Origin of the sequence: Streptomyces sp. NPDC058375, from assembly GCF_042723425.1 — a bacterium.
Classification (GTDB): Bacteria; Actinomycetota; Actinomycetes; order Streptomycetales; family Streptomycetaceae; genus Streptomyces; species Streptomyces durocortorensis.
In genome coordinates this window covers 1-16,314 of the sequence record NZ_JBHXJG010000168.1, presented here as the reverse complement: position 1 = coordinate 16,314, position 16,314 = coordinate 1, and the positions used below count along the sequence as shown (strand labels likewise).

Below are 16,314 nucleotides of genomic sequence, written 5' to 3'. Positions count from 1 at the left end.
CAGGATCACATGGATCCGTGCCCCACAGGTGCGCCGACCGGGAATTCTCCCGGTCTGCCGACTACTGGTCGCGGTACATCTCGGCGACGAGGAAGGCCAGGTCGAGGGACTGGCTGCGGTTGAGGCGGGGGTCGCAGGCCGTCTCGTACCGCTGGTGCAGGTCGTCGACGAAGATCTCGTGGCCGCCGCCCACGCACTCGGTGACGTCGTCGCCGGTCAGCTCCACATGGATGCCGCCCGGGTGGGTGCCGAGGCCCTTGTGGACCTCGAAGAAGCCCTTGACCTCGTCCAGGACGTCGTCGAAGCGGCGCGTCTTGTGGCCGGAGGCGGCCTCGAAGGTGTTGCCGTGCATCGGGTCGGTCACCCAGGCGACGGTCGCGCCGGAGGCGGTGACCTTCTCGACCAGCTCGGGGAGCTTGTCGCGGACCTTGTCGGCGCCCATCCGGACGACGAAGGTCAGCCGGCCCGGCTCGCGCTCGGGGTCGAGGCGGTCGACGTAGCCGAGGGCCTCGTCGACGGTGGTCGTCGGGCCGAGCTTGATGCCGATCGGGTTGCGGATCTTCGAGGCGAACTCGATGTGCGCGCCGTCCATCTGTCGGGTGCGCTCACCGATCCAGACCATGTGGCCGGAGGTGTCGTACAGCTCGCCGGTGCGCGAGTCGGTGCGGGTCAGCGCCGTCTCGTAGTCCAGCAGCAGGGCCTCGTGCGAGGCGTAGAACTCGACCGCCTTGAACTCGGCCGGGTCGGTGCCGCACGCCTTCATGAAGTTGAGCGCGTTGTCGATCTCGCGGGCCAGGGCCTCGTAGCGCTGTCCTGCGGGGGACGACTTCACGAAGTCCTGGTTCCAGGCGTGGACCTGGCGCAGGTCGGCGTAGCCGCCGGTGGTGAAGGCGCGCACCAGGTTCAGCGTGGAGGAGGACGCGTGGTACATCTGCTTCAGCCGCGCGGGGTCCGGGATCCGGGCCTCCTCGGTGAAGGCGAAGCCGTTCACCGAGTCGCCGCGGTAGGTCGGCAGGGTCACGCCGTCGCGGGTCTCAGTCGACTTGGAGCGCGGCTTGCTGTACTGGCCCGCGATCCGGCCGACCTTGACGACCGGCACGGAGGCGGCGTAGGTCAGGACGGCACTCATCTGGAGCAGCGTCTTCAGCTTGGCTCGGATGTGCTCGGCGGACACGGCGTCGAAGGCCTCGGCGCAGTCGCCGCCCTGCAGCAGGAACGCCTCGCCCTTGGCGACGGCTCCCATGCGGGCGCGCAGCTGGTCGCACTCGCCCGCGAAGACGAGCGGGGGATACGACGCGAGGTCCGCGAGTACATCGCGCAGGGCCTCGGAGTCGGGGTACTCGGGCTGCTGCGCCGCGGGAAGGTCTCGCCAGGTGTTGCCACCGGCGACGGAGGTATTGGCGTTCACGGTCACAAGCACAACATTACGGGGTCGCGGAGGGCGTCCATTCGAACGCTCACTGGTTGAGACACCCGCTCCGGCGCCCCGGAACGTCCGCTAGGGTCGCAGCATGTCGACGCAACAGATCCAGATCTCGATCCAGAACTGGTGGTGGACCGCTCATCCGGCGGCCCGCTGATTCATCGCGCTGACACTTCGCGAAGGCCGCCCGAGGGGCGGCCTTTTCTGCGTTTCCGGGCCGTTCCTCTCCCCCGCGCACTCCGTACGAGGCCCTCGTACGGACCATCCGGAAGGAACCCGTCCATGTCCCGTACCGCCGCGCCCCGCACCGTCTCCGACCTCATCCGCCGACTGCTCGCCGACGACGCCCCGCCGTTCGCGCTGCTGCGCCGCCGCACGCCCGGCCGTGACCACGATCACGTCGAACTGCTGATCGGCGGGGTGCGGGAGGTGGACCGGCTGGCCGATCTGCCGGTGGGCGCGGCGGCCGCGCTGGCCCTGGTGCCGTTCCGGCAGATCGCCGAGCGCGGCTTCGATGTCCGCGACGACGGCACCCCGCTGAGCGTGCTGGTCGCCGACGAGACGCACAAGCTGGAGCTCGCGGAGGTACTGGCGGCCCTGCCCGCCCATGACGTGGCGGTGAAGGACCGCGGCTTCGACGTGCCGGACGGGGAGTACGCGGACATCGTGCGGCGGGTGATCCGGGACGAGATCGGGCAGGGCGAGGGCGCGAACTTCGTGATCCGGCGGACGTTCCGGGGCGAGATCCCCGGGTTCGGGCGGGCGGACGCGCTGGCGCTGTTCCGGCGGCTGCTGGCGGGCGAGCGGGGCGCGTACTGGACGTTCGTGGTGCACACCGGGGACAGGACGCTGGTGGGAGCCAGCCCCGAGGTGCATGTGCGGATGTCGGGCGGGACGGTCGTGATGAACCCGATCAGCGGGACGTACCGCTACCCGGCCGAGGGGCCCACCGCGGAGAGCCTGCTGGCGTTCCTCGGGGACCGCAAGGAGAGCGAGGAGCTGTCCATGGTGGTCGACGAGGAGCTGAAGATGATGTGCACGGTGGGCGACATGGGCGGGGTGGTGGTCGGCCCCCGGCTCAAGGAGATGGCCCACCTCGCGCACACCGAGTACGAGCTGCGCGGGAAGTCCTCGCTGGACGTACGGGACGTGCTGCGCGAGACGATGTTCGCGGCGACCGTGACCGGCTCCCCGGTGCAGAACGCGTGCCGGGTGATCGAGCGGTACGAGTCCGGGGGCCGCGGCTACTACGCGGGGGCGCTGGCCCTGCTGGGCCGGGACGGACACGGGGCGCAGACGCTGGACTCGCCGATCCTGATCCGGACCGCCGACATCGCTCCCGACGGTTCGCTGAAGGTGCCCGTCGGGGCCACGCTCGTACGTCACTCGGACCCGGAGAGCGAGGTGGCCGAGACGCACGCCAAGGCCGCCGGGGTGCTGGCCGCTCTCGGCGTGCGGCCCGGTCGCCCGGCGGCGGAGGCGGGCCGGCCGCGCCTCGCCTCCGACCCCCGGGTGCAGGCGGCGCTGGACGACCGGCGCGGGGGGCTCGCCCCGTTCTGGCTGCGGATGCAGGAGCGCGTCCGGGACCTGTCCGGGCACGCCCTGGTGGTGGACGGCGAGGACACGTTCACCGCGATGCTGGCCCATCTGCTGCGGGCGTCCGGGCTCGACGTCTCGGTACGGCGCTACGACGAGCCGGGGCTGCGCGAGGTGGTCCGGGCGCACGAGGGGCCCGTGGTGCTGGGCCCCGGCCCGGGCAATCCGGGCGACCTCGCCGACCCCAAGATGCGGCTGCTGCGGGAGATGGCCGCCGAGCTGGTACGGGACCACCGGCAGGGGTTGCTGGGGGTCTGCCTCGGGCATGAGCTGATCGCGGCGGAACTGGGCCTGGAGATCGTCCGCAAGACGGTGCCGTACCAGGGGGCGCAGACCAGGATCGAGCTGTTCGGGCGGCCGGAGACGGTCGGCTTCTACAACAGCTTCACCGCCCGGTGCGACGGACCGGCCGCCGTCGAGCTGGCCGCGCACGGGATCGAGTTGAGCCGTGACGAGGAGAGCGGGGAGCTGCACGCGCTGCGGGGGCCGGGCTTCGCCTCGGTGCAGTTCCACCCGGAGTCGGTGCTGACCGTGCGGGGCTCGGCGATCGTGACAGAGCTGCTGGCGGGGCTGCCCGTACCGGGCTGAGCCTCAGGTCCTCGGCACGAGCACGTTCTCGCTGGTCCGCCGGGACAGGTAGTCGGTGACGTTCTGGACGGTCGCGTCGACGATCTGGCCCACCGCGTCCTCGGTGTAGTACGCCTGGTGGGAGGTGACGACGACGTTGGGGAAGGTCACCAGCCGGGCGAGGGTGTCGTCGTCGATGCCCTCCAGGGACTTGTCCAGGAAGAACAGCCCGGCCTCCGCCTCGTACACGTCGAGTCCGACGCCGAGGAAGCGGCCCGCGCGCAGTTCGGTGACCAGGGCGGCGGTGTCGATGAGGCCGCCCCGGCTGGAGTTGACGAGGATCGCGTCGTCCTTCATCGCCTTGAGGGCGGCCTCGTCGATGATGTGCTGGGTGCTGGGCAGCAGCGGCACGTGCAGGCTGATCAGGTCGGCCTCGGCGAACAGCCGCTCCTTCTCCACGTACTCCATGCCCAGCTCGACGCAGGCCGGGTTCTGTGCCACGTCCCAGCCGAGCAGTTTCATGCCGAAGCCGTGGGCGATCCGGGTGAACGCCTCGCCGATCTTGCCGGTGCCGAGCACGCCGACGGTCCGGCCGCGCATGTCCCGGCCGAGCAGCCCGTCGAGGCGGAAGTCGAAGTCCCGGGTGCGGCTCGCGGCGCGGATGATGCGCCGGTTGACGGCCATGGCGAGGGCCCAGGCGAATTCGGCGACGGAGTACGGCGAGTAGTACGAGACCCGGGCGACGCGCAGGGCGAGGCGCTCGGCGACCTCCAGGTCGATGTTGTTGAAGCCGGTGGAGCGCTGGGCGATCATCTGCGTGCCGCCGGCGGCGAGCGTCTGGAGCACCGGGGCGCTCAGGTCGGCGTTGACGCTGGTGGAGATGATCTCGTGGCCGACCGCGATGGGGGCGGTGTCCCGGTTGAGGAAGACGTCCAGGCAGCGAACCTCGTGCAGTCCCGCGAAGGCCTTCTCGATCAGGGGCTTCTCGTCGGACTGCACACCGAAGGCCAGGATTTCCACGGGTACTCCCGAGCTGTGTCTGGGGGCGGGACGGGGCAGGGCCGGTCAGCGCGAATATACGGCCACGGCCCCGCCCCCGCCGGATCAGACGTCGTCGAGGCCGCGCTCGATGGCGTACCGCACGAGCTCCACCCGGTTGTGCAGCTGGAGCTTGCCGAGGGTGTTCTGCACATGGTTCTGCACGGTGCGGTGGGAGATGACCAGGCGCTCGGCGATCTGCTTGTACGAGAGCCCCTTGGCGACGAGCCGCAGCACCTCGGTCTCCCGGTCGGTGAGCTGCGGGGCCTTGGGCTCGTTCGACGCCACGGGTACGGGGTCGGAGGCGAGCCGGCGGTACTCGCCGAGGACCAGGCCGGCCAGGCCCGGGGTGAAGACGGGGTCGCCGGCGGCGGTGGAGCGGACGGCGTCGGTCAGCTCCTGGGTGGAGGCGGACTTCAGCAGATAGCCGGTGGCCCCGGACTTCACCGCCTCCAGGACGTCCGCGTGCTCGCCGCTCGCGGAGAGGACCAGGACCCGCAGGCCGGGGTGGGAGCCGACGAGCTCCTTGCAGACCTGGACGCCGGGCATGCCGGGGAGGTTCAGGTCGAGGACCAGGACGTCCGGGTTCACGGCCTTGGCCCGGCGGACCGCCTGCGGGCCGTCCCCGGCGGTCGCGACGACGTCGAAGCCGGACTCGGCCAGGTCGCGGGCGACCGCGTCGCGCCACATGGGGTGGTCGTCGACGACCATGACCCTGATGGGCCGGTCCGCGGCCCCCTGCTCGCCCTGTGGTGTGTTCTGCGTGCTCATCGGGCCGTTCCTGCCTTCCCCCGGGAAACCTTCGGTGCTCTGGGAACCTTCAACTCGACCTCGCAGCCCTGTCCGGGCACCGAGATCAGCTCTGCCGTGCCGCCCAGGTCGCGCAGCCGGCCGCGGATGGAGAGCGCGACCCCGAGCCGCCCCTCCCCCTCCGCCTGGGCGAGCCGGCCCTCGGGGATGCCGGGGCCGTCGTCGCGGACGGTGACGATCACCTCGTCCGGCTCGTCCTCGACCAGGATCCACGCCTGGGCGCCCGGGCCCGCGTGCACCCGGACGTTGTCCAGAGCGGCGCTGACGGCGGCGGCCAGCTCCCGGGCGGAGGCGGCGGGGAGCAGGACCGGGGCGCCCGGTTCGGCGAAGCTCGTACGGGATCCGGCGTGCGGGGCGAGCAGGGCGCGCAGGTCCACGGCGCCCCCGTCGCCGGGGCCTTGCTCCTCGTCGACCTCGACGGTGCGGACCACGGCGCCCTCGGCGGCGTCCTCGGAGACCCGGGTGGGCGGGACCAGGCCGCTGGAGACCAGGGTGCGCAGGGCGACCTCCTGTTCCCCGGCCATCCGGCCCAGGTCGGCCGCCTCGCCGCCGATGGCGGCGCCGCGGCGCTGGACCATGGCGAGGACCTGGAGCACGCTGTCGTGGATGTCGCGGGCGAGCCGTTCGCGTTCGCGGGTGGTGGCCTCGATCTCCAGGGCACGGGCCAGGGTGCGTTCACTGGCGCGGGCGACCTCGACGACGTATCCGATGGCGATGGAGGCGACCCAGACCAGCAGGACGTTGTGGTAGGTGTCCCGGCTGGGCTCGCCGCGCTGGATGATGTTGGCGACGGCGACGAAGGTGGAGGCGAAGGCCGCCCACCGCCAGCCGCCCTTGATGGCGAAGGCGAGGACCGCGCCGGCCGTCCAGATCGAGGGCAGCGTCGGGCCGTCGAAGGACTGGGAGTCGACGTCGGCGAGCGGGGTGAGCAGGATGCCGGTCAGCGCGACGACCAGGTCCGCGACGAGGAAGCGCTTGGTGCAGTTCGCCGCCGAGCGGACCTTGGGGAGGGTCGCGAGCGTCCAGACGAAGAGGAAGGCCAGGTACGCGACGGCCACCCAGGGCCGCTCGAACCGCTCCCGGCCGAGGTTGTCCTTGCCGAAGATCGCGAGCAGTACCGCGTAGATCATCGTCAGGACGCGGTAGCCCGTCAGCGCACGCCACAGCGGCAGCTCGACCGACATGCGTACGACCCGCTCACGCTTGGCCATGGCACACCCCCCGGACGGTGAACGACGCGGTTACGCGCCGGACCGTTCCGTTCCGTTCTCGTTGCTCGCGGCGGCCTGCTTCCGCTCGCGCTTGGCCTCCTCGGCCTTGGCCTTCGCCTCGTCGGCGAGCCGGCGCTTGGCGGCGGTGGCGTAGACGTCGACGTACTCCTGGCCGGAGAGCTTCATGATCTCGTACATGACCTCGTCGGTCACCGAGCGCAGGATGAAGCGGTCGCCGTCCATGCCCTGGTAGCGGCTGAAGTCCAGCGGCTTGCCGATCCGGATGCCGGGGCGCATGATCTTGGGCATCACCTGACCGGGCGGCTGGATCTTCTCGGTGTCGATCATGGCGACCGGGATCACGGGCGCTCCGGTGGCGAGCGCGACCCGGGCGAGCCCGCCGGGCTTGCCCCGGTAGAGGCGGCCGTCGGGCGAGCGGGTGCCTTCGGGGTAGATGCCGAAGAGGTTGCCGCTCTCGACGACCTGGATGCCCGCCTTGATCGCCGCCTCACCGGCGCCGCGGGCTCCGGAACGGTCGACGGGGAGCTGGCCGACGCCCTTGAAGAAGGCGGCGGTGAGCTTGCCCTTCACCCCGGGGGCGGTGAAGTACTCGGCCTTGGCGATGAACGTGACCTTGCGGTCCAGCACGGCCGGGAGGAAGAACGAGTCGGAGAACGACAGGTGGTTGCTCGCGAGGATCGCCGGACCGCGCTCGGGGATGTTCTCCAGGCCCTCCACCCACGGCCGGAAGGCGAGCTTCAGAGACCCGCCGATGGAGAACTTCATTGCGCCGTAGATCAACTCTGGTGCCTCCTGTGTGCTGTCGGTAGACCTTAGCCTGTGAGGTTGTCGCGGCCGCCGCCCGGCCGGGGACGACGCTCTTGTCGGCCGGGCCGTGCGGGGCGTTCGCGGGGGCGTGAAGGACCTGGTCGGTGTCGGTCCGGTCGCGTACGGTGAAGTCATCCGTCAAGCACGCCCCCAGGTGCGCCCTCCCCCGCCCGTCCCACGAACAGGAGACCCTGGTGCCGGTCCTTCCTGGAGCCGAGCCGTTCCGCCACGAGGGCGGAGAGGTCGGCGTCCTCCTCTGTCATGGCTTCACCGGATCACCGCAGTCGCTGCGCCCCTGGGCGGACTACCTCGCCGAGCGCGGGCTGACCGTCTCGTTGCCGCTGCTGCCTGGCCACGGCACCCGCTGGGAGGACATGGCGGTCACCGGCTGGCAGGACTGGTACGCGGAGGTGGACCGGGAGCTGCGCGTGCTGCGGGAGAAGTGCGCGCAGGTCTTCGTCTTCGGGCTGTCCATGGGCGGCGCGCTGTCCCTGCGGCTCGCGGCCAAGCACGGGGACGCGATCAGCGGTCTGGTGCTGGTCAACCCGGCCAACAAGGTGCACGGCCTCTCGGCGTACGCGCTGCCCCTCGCCCGTCATCTGGTGCGGACGACGAAGGGCCTGACCGACGACATCGCGCTGCCGGGCTCGCACGAGGTGGGCTACACCAAGGTGCCGCTGCACGCCGCGCACTCGGTGCGGAAGTTCTTCCGGCTGGTCGACGGGGACCTGCCCCAGGTGACCCAGCCCGTGGTGCTGCTGCACAGCCCGCAGGACCATGTCGTGCCGCCCGCGGACAGCGCGCGGATCCTGAGCCGGATCTCCTCCACGGATGTTTCGGAGATCCTCCTGGAACAGAGCTACCACGTGGCGACGTTGGACCATGATGCGGAGCGGATCTTCGATGAGAGCTACCGGTTCATCGGCCGTCTCGCACCGAGCGTCGGGATGAAGGGGAGCACGTCCGGTGGCTGAGCACGACGCGGAACGCACAGGCAGCGACGAGGAGCGCGAGCCGCGCCCCACCGAGCCCGCGGCCGTCCCGGAGGGGACGAAGCCGGCGGGGGACGGTGGAGCGGAGCAGGAGCGGGCGATCGACGAGGACGCGGCGTGGGCCGCGATCGTCGCGGGGTACGGGGAGGAGCCGCCGGATCCGCCGGGCGCCAAGCCGTTCAAGGCCGTCGAGGACCTGGCCCTGCTGGAGGACGACCAGCGCAATGTGGTGGGGCCGAAGGACGGCTCCGCCGGGGATCCGGCGGACAAGGGGTCCGACAAGACGCCCCCGAAGCCGCCGGAGAAGAAGGCGCTGGGCAGCTCGGTGGTCTTCGCGCCCGGCGTCGCCGGCCCGCGCGACTACGAGCTGCCCGAGTCCAAGGACGACGGCATCGACGAGCCGGACGACGGGGACGAGGGCCATTTCGTGCCCCCGGAGCCGCCGCCGCTGCCGGAGGCCGACGTCACGGCGAAGTTCGCCTGGCTCGCGGTGATCGGCGGTCCGGTGCTGATGCTGATCGCGGTGCTGCTCCAGTGGGAGATGACGTGGTGGCTCACCACGCTCTGCATCGGCGGCTTCCTCGGCGGCTTCGCCACCCTGGTGGCCCGGATGCCGCACGACGACGATGACGACACCTACGGCGACCCGGGGCGCGGGGCGGTGGTGTAGCCGCTCACCCGGCGGGGGCCCTGAGGGCAGCGGTCGTGTGACCGTCACCCGGCGGGGACTCTGAGGGCAGCGGTCGTGTGACCGTCACCCGGCAAGCACCCTGAGGGCAGCGGTCGTGTGACCGTCACCCGGCAGGCACCCTGAGGGCGGCCAGGACCGGCAGATGGTCCGTGGCCGCCCTCAGGTCGTCCTCGCCCACCCCGGGCAACCCGCTCGGAACCCCGCAGCCGAGCACCTCGATGCCCGGGGTCGCGAAGACGGCGTCGATGCGCTTACGGGGCTCTTCGGGCGGGAATGTCAGCTCGCCGCCCCACGGGGCGACGGCCCGGCAGTCCTGAAGCTTCCCGGCCAGGCGCCGGAACGCCTTCCCGGTCGGTACGTCGTTGAGGTCGCCGCCCGCCACCGCGTGCTCCACGCCCATCGAGGCCAACTGCTCCAGCAGCAGGTCCGCCTGGGCGAGGCGTTCATCGCGCTGGAGGCTCAGATGGCAGCTCAGCACCCCGAGCCGGGCCCCGGCGATCCGCACGACGGCAGTGGCGAAGCCCCTGCGGTGCAGGCCGGGGGTGAGCGGCAGCAGGACGTCCTCGGTGCGCTCGACGGACGCCCGCAGCGAGCAGAGCAACAGGGGCCCGGCGGCGGCGGCCCCGCCGCTCAGCACCACCAGCTCGCTGCTCCTGGCGAGCCGGGCCGCCGCCTTGCGCCAGCGGAAGAAGCGCGGGGCCTCCTGGACGAGGACCAGATCGGGCGCGCAGGCGCGGATGACCCGGGCCAGGGCCGCGGTGTCGTCGTGCATCGAGCGGACGTTGTAGCTCAGCACCCGGATCACGGCTGAACCGTCCGGCTCGGTACGGGAGTCGGGCAGGGGCGTCAGGACCATGCGGGCCACGATACGGCGGACGCCCGCCGCTGCCCCGGAGGGCGGCGACGGGCGCCCGATGCGTCGTACGAGAGGCTGCTCAGCCCTGGCGGGCCAGGTCGGCCGCGCCCACGAGCCCTGCCTTGCCGCCGAGTTGGGCGGCCAGCACCTGGGCGTGCGGGCGCCACTCGCCGCCGATCAGCCAGCGCCGGAACGACTTGCGGATCGGGTCGAGGACGAGCTCGCCCTCGTCCGAGACGCCGCCGCCGACGATGAACGCGGACGGGTCGAACAGCGAGGCGAGGTCGGCCAGTCCGGCGCCGGCCCAGCGGGCCAGCTCGCGGAACGAGTCGATGGCCACCGCGTCGCCCTGGCGGGCGGCCGCGCTGATGTGCTTGCCCTCGATGCCGTCCACCGAGCCGTCGCCGAGGCCGAGCAGGACGGCGGCGTTCTCGGGGGTGGCGTTGGCGCGCTGCTTCGCGTACCGGACGAGGGCGCGGCCGGAGGCGTACTGCTCCCAGCAGCCCTGGCTGCCGCAGCCGCAGAGCAGACCGTCCGGGACGACCCGGATGTGGCCGAACTCGGCGGCCACGCCGAAGCGTCCGCGGCGCAGCTTGTTACCGATGATGATGCCGCCGCCGAGGCCGGTGCCGAGCGTGATGCAGATGACGTCGTCGTGGCCCTGGCCGGCCCCGAAGCGGTATTCGCCCCAGGCCGCGGCGTTGGCGTCGTTCTCGACGACGACGGGCAGGCCGACGCGCTGCTCGACCTTGTCCTTGAGCGGCTCGTGACGCCAGTTGATGTTCGGTGCGAACAGGACGGTGGCGCGCTTGTCGTCGACGTAACCGGCGGCGCCGATGCCGACGGCCTCCACGTCGTGACCCTCGCTCGCCCCGGCGACCGCCGCGCAGATCGCGTCGACGATGCCTTCGGCCGTCGGCGGGGTCGCCACCTTGAACGTCGAGAGGATCCGGCCCTCTTCGTCGACCACTCCAGCCGCGATCTTCGTGCCGCCGATATCGACGCCGATGGTGAGTCCCATGAATCCCTCAGTTTCGGTCGAGCCCCGCTAGGGGCAACCGTACCCGAGGCCGCGCCCGGCACCGGCCGGAGCCGGTCAGTCCAGGTCGATGCGTTCGGTGCCGGAGGGGCCTTCGTCCCGGGGGTCGGAGGGGTCCTCGGCGGCCCTCTTCGAGGGGCCCGCGGCACCCGAAGCGCCCTCGGTGGTGCGGGTCCAGCGGCTCTCCTGGCCCTCGACCGCGGAGCGGTAGGCGGCGAGCAGTTCGTTGCCCGCGGCGGCGAGGTGGTCGAAGAGCTGCGGGTTGCGTTCGATGACCGGCTCGACGGCGGACTTCGCCTGCCGGATGGCCTGCTGGACCGCGCCCTGGGCGGCGACGCCGAGCAGCGGGGTCTGGAGGGAGGAGACCTTGTCGGCGACGGCGTCGACCAGCTTGCGCAGTTCCTCGGCGGCGGATCCGGGCTGCGGGCCGTACTCGGCACGGCGGCGGGCCTTCTCGGCCGCGAGGTCCTCGGCGCAGGCGTCGGCCCACGCGTCGCCGTCGACGGGACGATCGGTGGCTTCACTCATGGCGGACTCCTGCGACGCGGGCGGCCGACGGTCGGCCTGCGGTTCACGTACTACCGACGTTACCCGAATGGCCGCACGCCGTTCAGGAGGTGCGCGGCCACAGGGCCGGGTCCGGCGTGAACCTCACCCTCAGCACCCCGTCGGCCAGGGCCGCGCCGGAGACGGTGCAGCGGCGCAGCGCGGAGGCGATCCGCACGATCCGGTGGAAGGGGCCGACGGTCAGGAGCAGTTCGTCGCCCCGGCGGACCAGGCGCAGGTCCTCCTTGGCGGCCCCGGGCAGCGGCAGGCACCAGGTGAGGACCATCGGCGTTTCCTCGGCGCCGGGCTCCTCCTCGGTCCACCAGGGGTCGCCGGCCCGGCCGGGCGTCCGGTCGTCGGGGGCGGGGATCCCCAGCGCGGCCAGGTCCTCCGGGCCCTCGGGGTCGCGGCCCAGGTGGGCGGCCTCGTGGACGGGGAGGTCCGGTGCGACGTCCTGGTGCCAGTGGTCCAGGCACTTCTCCTGCTGGGCGGCGAGCGCGGCGAACCAAGGGTCCGAGGAGTGCCGGGGCAGGACGCGGGAAGCGACCAGCAGGTCGGCGCTCAGCCCGTACAGGGCGAGGCCGGTCCGGGCTGAGCGCAGGGCGTCCTCGGCGGTGGGGCCCGGCTCCGCGACCAGCCGGAGCGTGGTGGAGCAGTCCTCGATCAGGGCCTGGACGGCGGCCAGCTCCTCGTCCTTGCGGGCGGCGGCCTCGTACAACCACTGCGCGGGCATCGGAACCCCGGCGAGCTGGGCGAGGACGGGGCGCAGGGCGCGGGCGGCCTGGCGTTCGGCGGGGAGCAGGCGGCGCAGGTAGCGCCGGAGCTGTTCCGGGAGGGCGAGCAGGGCGAGGGCCTCGGTGAGCGGCGGGAGGTCGACGACGAGGGTGTCGTAGCCGGACCAGTCGCCCTCGGCGGCGCGGCGCAGGGTGTGGAGCAGGGCGAGCTGCGGGGAGCCGGGGAGTTCGGTGAGCTCCTCGCCCGCCAGCCGGCCCGCGCCGAGCAGGTCCAGGACGCCGGAGGCGCGGTTCTGGAGTTCGGTGAGTTCGGCGCGGAAGTGCTCGCCGGAGTCGATGCGCGCGTGGTCGAGGCGGTCGGTGACCCGGGTGGGTTCCGTGGCGGCGGGGAAGCCGGGTATGGCTTCGGCGGAGATCAGCAGTGTGCGGCTGCCGTGTGCGGCGGCGGCCAGTGCGGTGGCCGCCGCGACGGTGGTGCGTCCCGCGCCGCCGGGGCCGGTGACCAGGACCGTACGCACGTCTCTCAGGCCCCCGGGGCTGACTCGACGCGCTTCTTCAGACCGGCGAGGGCGCGGTCGATGATGACCTTCTCGGCCTTGCGCTTGATCATGCCGAGCAGTGGGATCTTGACATCGACGGCGAGCCGGTAGGTGACCTCGGTGCGCTCGCCGCCGCCGATCGGGGCCAGCGCATAGGTGCCGTCGAGGGAGCGCAGCATCTGGGACTTGACGAGGCTCCAGCTGACCTCCCTCTCGCCGGTCCAGGTGTAGGCGAGGACGTGGTCGTCCTTGATCGCTCCGGCGTCCAGGACGAGGCGGACCTGCTCGGCGCGGCCCTGGTCGTCGGTGGAGAGGACCTCGGCCTCCTTCACCTCGCCGGTCCACTCCGGGTAGCGGGCGAAGTCGGCGATCACGCCCATGACGTCGGCCGGCGCCGCCTCGATCGTGATGCTCGAGCTGGTGTGTTCAGCCATCGCCGTGGCCCTCCAGTGCGGTGATACCGGTCGCTGTCGGCAGGAGCCTGCCGCTGTGCAGGCTATCGCGTGCCCGGAGCGCTCCGGTCCACGGCCCGGCCGCCCGCGCTCACCAGCTCAGCGCCCAGGGCGTTCCGGTCGAGGCGAAGTGGCCGACGTTGACGCACTCGGTGGTGCCGATCCGCATCCGGCGGACCAGCGGCTGGTGAACATGGCCGAAAAGCGCGTACCGGGGGCGGGTGGTGCGGATCGCCTCCAGCAGGGCGGTGCTGCCCCGTTCGAAGCGGCGGGCGACGGTGTCGTACGTCAGCTCGGGGACCTCGGGCGGGATGTGCGAGCAGAGGACGTCGACCTCGCCGAGCGCCTCGACCTTGGCGGCGTACTCCTCGTCGCTGATCTCGTACGGGGTGTTCATCGGGGTCTTGAGGCCGCCGCCGACGAAGCCGAAGACCCGGCCGCCGATCTCGACGCGTTCGCCGTCGAGCACGGTGGTGCCGGGGCGGGCGTACTCGGGCCAGAGGTCGGGGACGTCGACGTTGCCGTAGGTGGCGTACGTCGGAGTGGGGAAGGCGGCGAAGAGTTCGGCGTACTGCTTGCGTACGGCGCCGAGGATCTCGGTGTTGCGGTCGCGGCCGGCCCACAGCTCGCGGCCGAAGGCGCGGGCCTCCTCGTAGCGGCGGGCGGTGCGCAGGGCGACGATGCGGTCGGCGTTCTCCTTGCCGAACAGGTCGGGGAAGATGCCGCGCGAGTGGTCGGCGTAGTCGAGGAAGAGCACCAGGTCACCGAGGCAGATCAGGGCGTCGGCGCCGTCCCCGGCGCGGGCCAGGGCCTCGGTGTTGCCATGCACGTCGCTGACCACATGGATCCGGGTCGGCCTGGTGGCCGGGGTCCGGCTGTCCGGTTCGCTGCCTCGCATGCGATCACCCTAGAGGGCGGCTTCCGTCCCTGGTAGACCGTCCGGACCTGCGGTTACTTCCACGTCGGGACGGCAGTGGACTACTGTGCGCGAAAGGGCCATTTATATGTGTGATGCATAAGACATCTGGCCGGAACCCCCTATCCGGAACCGAGTACCGGTGGGTAACGTCCGGGCAGTCCAGTCGTGCTCACCCCACTGAGCACCCGCCAATCTTGGACCGCAGCCGGTGCGTCACACAGAGCCGTGGCACCGGAGCCCGATGAGGAGCAGCAGTCTTGCGCGAGTTCAGCCTTCCGGCCCTGTACGAGGTCCCGACGGACGGCAACCTGACGGATCTCATCCGCCGCAATGCCGCTCAGCATCCCGAAGTCGCGGTGATGAGCCGCAAGGTGGCCGGCGTCTGGACGGACGTCAGCGCCACCCAGTTCCTGGCCGAGGTGAGAGCAGCCGCCAAAGGGCTGATCGCCTCGGGCGTGCAGCCCGGCGACCGGGTCGCCCTGATGTCGCGCACCCGTTTCGAGTGGGTGCTGCTGGACTTCGCGATCTGGAGCGCGGGCGCGGTGACCGTGCCGGTGTACGAGACCAGCTCCGCCGAGCAGGTGCAGTGGATCCTCGGTGACTCCGGGGCGGTGGCGGTGCTCGTGGAGAGCGACGCGCACGCCGCCTCCGTGGCCTCCGTACGGGACGCCCTGCCGGAGCTGGCGCACGTCTGGCAGATCGACGCGGGCGCGGTCGAGGCGCTGGGCAAGGCGGGGGCCGAGGTCTCGGACGAGACCATGGACCTGCGCGCCCGCAGCGCCAAGGCGGACGACCCGGCGACGATCGTCTACACCTCGGGCACCACCGGCCGCCCCAAGGGCTGTGTGCTCACCCACCGCAGCTTCTTCGCGGAGTGCGGCAACGTGGTGGAGCGGCTGAAGCCGCTGTTCCGTACGGGCGAGTGCTCGGTGCTGCTCTTCCTGCCCGCCGCGCACGTCTTCGGCCGGCTGGTCGAGGTGGCCTCGGTGATGGCCCCGATCAAGCTCGGCTGCGTCCCCGACATCAAGAACCTCACCGACGAGCTGGCCTCGTTCCGGCCGACGCTGGTCCTGGGCGTGCCCCGGGTCTTCGAGAAGGTCTACAACGCGGCCCGCGCCAAGGCGCAGGCGGACGGCAAGGGCAAGATCTTCGACCGGGCCGCCGACACGGCGATCGCCTACAGCCGCGCGCTGAGCACCCCGCAGGGCCCGGCCCTGGGGCTGAAGCTCAAGCACAAGCTCTTCGACAAGCTGGTCTTCGGCAAGCTCCGCGCGGTGCTCGGCGGCCGCGGCGAGTACGCGATCTCCGGCGGCGCCCCGCTGGGCGAGCGGCTCGGCCACTTCTACCGGGGCATCGGCTTCACGGTCCTGGAGGGCTACGGGCTGACCGAGACCTGTGCGGCGACCGCGTTCAACCCGTGGGACCGGCCGAAGATCGGCACGGTCGGCCAGCCGCTGCCCGGCTCCGTGGTGCGGATCGCGGACGACGGCGAGGTGCTGCTGCACGGCGAGCACCTGTTCACCGGGTACTGGAAGAACGAGTCGGCCTCGGCCGAGGCGCTGGCCGACGGCTGGTTCCACACCGGGGACATCGGCACGCTCGACGAGGACGGCTACCTCGCGATCACCGGCCGCAAGAAGGAGATCATCGTGACGGCGGGCGGCAAGAACGTCGCCCCGGCCGTCATCGAGGACCGCATCCGCGCGCACGCCCTGGTCGCCGAGTGCATGGTGGTCGGCGACGGCCGCCCGTTCGTCGGCGCGCTGGTCACGCTGGACGAGGAGTTCCTGGGCCGCTGGGCCGAGGAGCACGGCAAGCCGGTCGGCTCGACGGCCCTGTCGCTGCGCGAGGACGCGGAGCTGCTGGCCGAGGTGCAGCGGGCGGTGGACGACGGCAACGCGGCGGTCTCCAAGGCGGAGTCGGTGCGCAAGTTCCGTATTCTTCCCGCCCAGTTCACCGAGGAGGCGGGCCACATCACGCCGTCGCTGAAGCTGAAGCGGAACGTGGTGGCGAAGGACTTCGCGGACGAGGTGGAGTCGATCTACCGCGCCTGAGGGTTACGGCGGAGGGGCC

The 16,314-nt window shown here is 71.9% G+C and carries 16 protein-coding genes; 5 read left to right on the top strand and 11 right to left on the bottom strand.

Features of this window, described 5'->3' with window-relative positions:
- Window positions 1–61 precede the first annotated feature (61 nt).
- Entirely contained in the window at window positions 62–1,408 is a 1,347-nt protein-coding gene (locus tag ACFWM7_RS24185) for a class II 3-deoxy-7-phosphoheptulonate synthase (protein ID WP_205082237.1), read from the bottom strand.
- 103 nt (window positions 1,409–1,511) lie between these two features.
- On the opposite strand from ACFWM7_RS24185, the gene ACFWM7_RS24180 reads away from it, so the two are divergent.
- Both ACFWM7_RS24180 and ACFWM7_RS24175 read left to right on the top strand, forming a co-directional pair.
- Window positions 1,512–1,580, top strand: coding sequence for a trp operon leader peptide (locus tag ACFWM7_RS24180; RefSeq protein ID WP_106429850.1), 69 nt, complete (start codon window positions 1,512–1,514; stop codon window positions 1,578–1,580).
- A 125-nt stretch (window positions 1,581–1,705) separates the two neighbouring features.
- On the top strand, window positions 1,706–3,607 hold the full coding sequence (locus ACFWM7_RS24175) for an anthranilate synthase family protein (RefSeq protein ID WP_383263782.1): 1,902 nt from the start codon (window positions 1,706–1,708) through the stop codon (window positions 3,605–3,607).
- Between the two features lie 3 nt (window positions 3,608–3,610).
- Here ACFWM7_RS24175 and ACFWM7_RS24170 read toward each other — a convergent pair whose 3' ends face one another.
- The 4 genes from ACFWM7_RS24170 to ACFWM7_RS24155 form a co-directional block, all read right to left on the bottom strand.
- Window positions 3,611–4,606: a 2-hydroxyacid dehydrogenase gene (locus ACFWM7_RS24170; RefSeq protein WP_383263779.1), complete on the bottom strand. Its 996-nt coding sequence runs from the start codon at window positions 4,604–4,606 to the stop codon at window positions 3,611–3,613.
- A gap of 84 nt (window positions 4,607–4,690) precedes the next feature.
- On the bottom strand, window positions 4,691–5,395 hold the full coding sequence (locus tag ACFWM7_RS24165; RefSeq protein WP_383263776.1) for a response regulator: 705 nt from the start codon (window positions 5,393–5,395) through the stop codon (window positions 4,691–4,693).
- Window positions 5,392–6,645: a MacS family sensor histidine kinase gene (macS, locus tag ACFWM7_RS24160; protein ID WP_383263773.1), complete on the bottom strand. Its 1,254-nt coding sequence runs from the start codon at window positions 6,643–6,645 to the stop codon at window positions 5,392–5,394. Before macS ends, ACFWM7_RS24165 begins: the two co-directional genes overlap by 4 nt.
- 30 nt (window positions 6,646–6,675) lie before the next feature.
- Window positions 6,676–7,446 (bottom strand): lysophospholipid acyltransferase family protein, encoded by a 771-nt coding sequence (locus tag ACFWM7_RS24155; RefSeq protein WP_383263770.1) that lies wholly within the window; start codon window positions 7,444–7,446, stop codon window positions 6,676–6,678.
- A gap of 221 nt (window positions 7,447–7,667) precedes the next feature.
- On the opposite strand from ACFWM7_RS24155, the gene ACFWM7_RS24150 reads away from it, so the two are divergent.
- Together ACFWM7_RS24150 and ACFWM7_RS24145 are read left to right on the top strand one after the other, a co-directional pair.
- Window positions 7,668–8,447, top strand: a complete 780-nt coding sequence (locus ACFWM7_RS24150) for an alpha/beta hydrolase (protein ID WP_383263767.1) — start codon at window positions 7,668–7,670, stop codon at window positions 8,445–8,447.
- Complete coding sequence (locus tag ACFWM7_RS24145; RefSeq protein WP_383263764.1) at window positions 8,440–9,135, top strand: hypothetical protein; 696 nt, start codon at window positions 8,440–8,442, stop codon at window positions 9,133–9,135. Before ACFWM7_RS24150 ends, ACFWM7_RS24145 begins: the two co-directional genes overlap by 8 nt.
- A gap of 124 nt (window positions 9,136–9,259) precedes the next feature.
- Here ACFWM7_RS24145 and ACFWM7_RS24140 read toward each other — a convergent pair whose 3' ends face one another.
- The 6 genes from ACFWM7_RS24140 to ACFWM7_RS24115 form a co-directional block, all read right to left on the bottom strand.
- Entirely contained in the window at window positions 9,260–10,012 is a 753-nt protein-coding gene (locus ACFWM7_RS24140) for an endonuclease/exonuclease/phosphatase family protein (protein ID WP_383263761.1), read from the bottom strand.
- A 79-nt stretch (window positions 10,013–10,091) separates the two neighbouring features.
- Window positions 10,092–11,033, bottom strand: a complete 942-nt coding sequence (locus tag ACFWM7_RS24135) for an ROK family glucokinase (protein ID WP_205082230.1) — start codon at window positions 11,031–11,033, stop codon at window positions 10,092–10,094.
- A 75-nt stretch (window positions 11,034–11,108) separates the two neighbouring features.
- Window positions 11,109–11,579 carry a DUF5304 domain-containing protein gene (locus tag ACFWM7_RS24130; protein ID WP_383263759.1) on the bottom strand — a complete coding sequence of 157 codons (471 nt, stop codon included), beginning with the start codon at window positions 11,577–11,579 and terminating at the stop codon, window positions 11,109–11,111.
- A gap of 82 nt (window positions 11,580–11,661) precedes the next feature.
- On the bottom strand, window positions 11,662–12,849 hold the full coding sequence (locus ACFWM7_RS24125; RefSeq protein WP_383263756.1) for an ArsA family ATPase: 1,188 nt from the start codon (window positions 12,847–12,849) through the stop codon (window positions 11,662–11,664).
- Between the two features lie 5 nt (window positions 12,850–12,854).
- Window positions 12,855–13,304 (bottom strand): SRPBCC family protein, encoded by a 450-nt coding sequence (locus ACFWM7_RS24120; RefSeq protein WP_383263753.1) that lies wholly within the window; start codon window positions 13,302–13,304, stop codon window positions 12,855–12,857.
- A gap of 109 nt (window positions 13,305–13,413) precedes the next feature.
- Window positions 13,414–14,220, bottom strand: a complete 807-nt coding sequence (locus ACFWM7_RS24115; protein ID WP_383263750.1) for a metallophosphoesterase — start codon at window positions 14,218–14,220, stop codon at window positions 13,414–13,416.
- A gap of 278 nt (window positions 14,221–14,498) precedes the next feature.
- On the opposite strand from ACFWM7_RS24115, the gene ACFWM7_RS24110 reads away from it, so the two are divergent.
- Entirely contained in the window at window positions 14,499–16,295 is a 1,797-nt protein-coding gene (locus ACFWM7_RS24110) for an AMP-dependent synthetase/ligase (protein ID WP_383263747.1), read from the top strand.
- The last annotated feature ends 19 nt before the right edge of the window (window positions 16,296–16,314 follow it).